The organism is Promicromonospora kroppenstedtii DSM 19349 (assembly GCF_000515355.1).
Classification (GTDB): domain Bacteria; phylum Actinomycetota; class Actinomycetes; order Actinomycetales; family Cellulomonadaceae; genus Promicromonospora; species Promicromonospora kroppenstedtii.
In genome coordinates, this window is the sequence record NZ_KI911644.1 from 1 (window position 1) to 2,031 (window position 2,031).

General features: G+C 73.7%; 3 protein-coding genes. 2 read left to right on the forward strand and 1 reads right to left on the reverse strand.

The features are described 5' to 3' along the window. Window positions 1-150: 150 nt before the first annotated feature. A complete protein-coding gene (locus tag PROKR_RS08940; protein WP_036962238.1) occupies window positions 151-1,161 on the forward strand; it encodes an NAD-dependent epimerase/dehydratase family protein in 1,011 nt (336 codons plus the stop codon). Between the two features lie 72 nt (window positions 1,162-1,233). Beyond that, window positions 1,234-1,779 carry a ferritin gene (locus PROKR_RS08945; protein WP_036962240.1) on the forward strand — a complete coding sequence of 182 codons (546 nt, stop codon included), beginning with the start codon at window positions 1,234-1,236 and terminating at the stop codon, window positions 1,777-1,779. 35 nt (window positions 1,780-1,814) lie between these two features. Here PROKR_RS08945 and PROKR_RS34340 read toward each other — a convergent pair. Beyond that, a partial coding sequence (locus PROKR_RS34340; RefSeq protein WP_036962242.1) for a BBE domain-containing protein occupies window positions 1,815-2,031 on the reverse strand: 217 nt, incomplete at its 5' end.

Consider the following 2,031-nt stretch of genomic DNA (forward strand, 5'->3'; position numbering starts at 1 on the left):
AGGCCGACCTGTGGCAGGCCCGCGTGGACGGCGACGCCGACGCCGAGCGGCAGGCGACCGACCGGACGCTCTCGGCGATGTCGCGGTTCTGAGCACGCGACCCTTCCCCGCACTTCCGTAGACACCCGCACCCATCCGAGGAGCAGCACCATGACTGGACCTGTCCTGCCCGAAACCGCGCCGTCCGAGAAACCGGTCCTCGTGACCGGCGGCACCGGCTACGTCGGCGGCCACCTTGTCGCCACCCTGCTGGAGCGCGGGTATCGCGTCCGCGCCACCGTACGCGACGCCGGCCGCGCCGACGCCGTCGGGCACCTGGTGCGGGCGGCCGGCGTCGACCCCGGCGACCGTCTGGAGACGGTCGTGACCTCCCTGGACGTCGACGCGGGCTGGGCCGAGGCTCTGGCCGGCGTGTCGGTGGTCCACCACGTCGCCTCGCCGTTCCTGTCGGTGCCGCCCGAGCGGGCCGACGAGGTGATCGTGCCGGCTGTCGAGGGCACGCTCCGGGTGCTGCGCCACGCACGGGACGCCGGCGCGGCGCAGGTCGTGCTGACGTCGTCGTTCGCCGCCGTCGGGTACGGCCCGCCCACCGCACGGCCCGACGAGCGGCCGTACGACGAGCGCGACTGGACCGACCTCGACCACCCCGACGACCCCTACATCCGCTCGAAGGTGCTGGCCGAGCGGGCCGCCTGGGACTTCGTCGCCGAGCAGGACACCGGCCCGCGGACGCCGCTGGGGCTGACCGTGCTCAACCCGACCGGCATCTTCGGTCCGGTGCTGGGCGGTCGGCTGTCCACCTCGGTCGGCGCGGTCGGCGCCATGCTGACCGGCGACCTGGCGGCGCTGCCCCGGATGCGGTTCGGCGTCGTCGACGTGCGCGACGTCGCCGAGGCGCACGTGCGCGCCATGACGACGCCGGCCGCGGTCGGCGAGCGCATCCTCCTCACGAGCGGCGACGTGGTGACCTGGGGCTGGGTGATCGAGCTGCTGCGGCGCGAGCTCGGGGTGGAGATCGCGACGGTGGAGCAGCCCGCCGCCGGCGGGCTGCCACCCCTGGCGATCAGCAACGACAAGGCCCGGCGGCTGCTCGGGATGTCGTTCGTGCCGGCCAGGACCACCCTGCTGGACACCGCGCGCGGTCTTGCCCCCGAGCTCTGACGGGCCGCCGCGCGCGCCCCGGGAGACGACGCCCGCGAGATGACCCCCGGTGGATGACCTAGCGTTGGCCCCATGACGACCCACGAGGAGAACTCCGAGTACCTGCGGCTGCTGGGCGAGCAGGTGGGGCACGAGTTCGCGGCGCACCTCCAGTACGTGGCGATCGCGGTCTGGTTCGACAGCCACGACCTGCCCCAGCTCGCCGCGCACTTCTACCGGCAGGCGCTGGAGGAGCGCAACCACGGCATGATGATCGTCCAGTACCACCTGGACCGGTCCCTGCCCGTGGCGATCCCGGGCACGCCCGAGGTGCGCAACGACTTCAAGGACGTGCTGGAGCCCCTGCAGCTCGCGCTCGACCAGGAGCAGCAGGTCACCCGGCAGATCGAGGCCATCTTCAACGCGGCCCGCGCCGAGGGCGACGCCCTGGGCGAGCAGTTCCTGCTGTGGTTCCTGGAGGAGCAGGTCGAGGAGGTCGCCGCGGCCAACACCCTGGTCACCGTGGCCAGGCGCGCCGGTGACAACCTGTTCGACCTGGAGAACTACGTGGCCCGCGAGACGATCGGCGACTCGGGCGAGTCGGCGGCGGCCCCGCGCGCGGCGGGCGGGGCGCTCTGACCTGGTTCAGGAGCTGACGCGCCACGACCCGTCGCTCACGCCGGCGGGATGTTCTGGTTGAGGTGGAACACGTTCTCCGGGTCGTACTCCCGCTTGACCGCCGCGAGGCGGGCCAGCTTGGCCGGCGGGTAGGCCCGGCGGACGCCGGCGGCGCCGTCGTCGGCGAGCACGTTGACGTAGACGCCACTGGCGTACGGCTCCAGCAGGGCCGCGTCGTGACGCGCGGCGGCGATGCGGCGCGCGTCCTCGGCC

What these genes read in the sequence shown, in the direction of transcription:
- PROKR_RS08940 (WP_036962238.1), top strand. Translation starts at nt 151, where the DNA reads ATGACTGGACCTGTCCTGCCCGAAACCGCGCCGTCCGAGAAACCGGTC.
- PROKR_RS08945 (WP_036962240.1), top strand. Translation starts at nt 1,234, where the DNA reads ATGACGACCCACGAGGAGAACTCCGAGTACCTGCGGCTGCTGGGCGAG.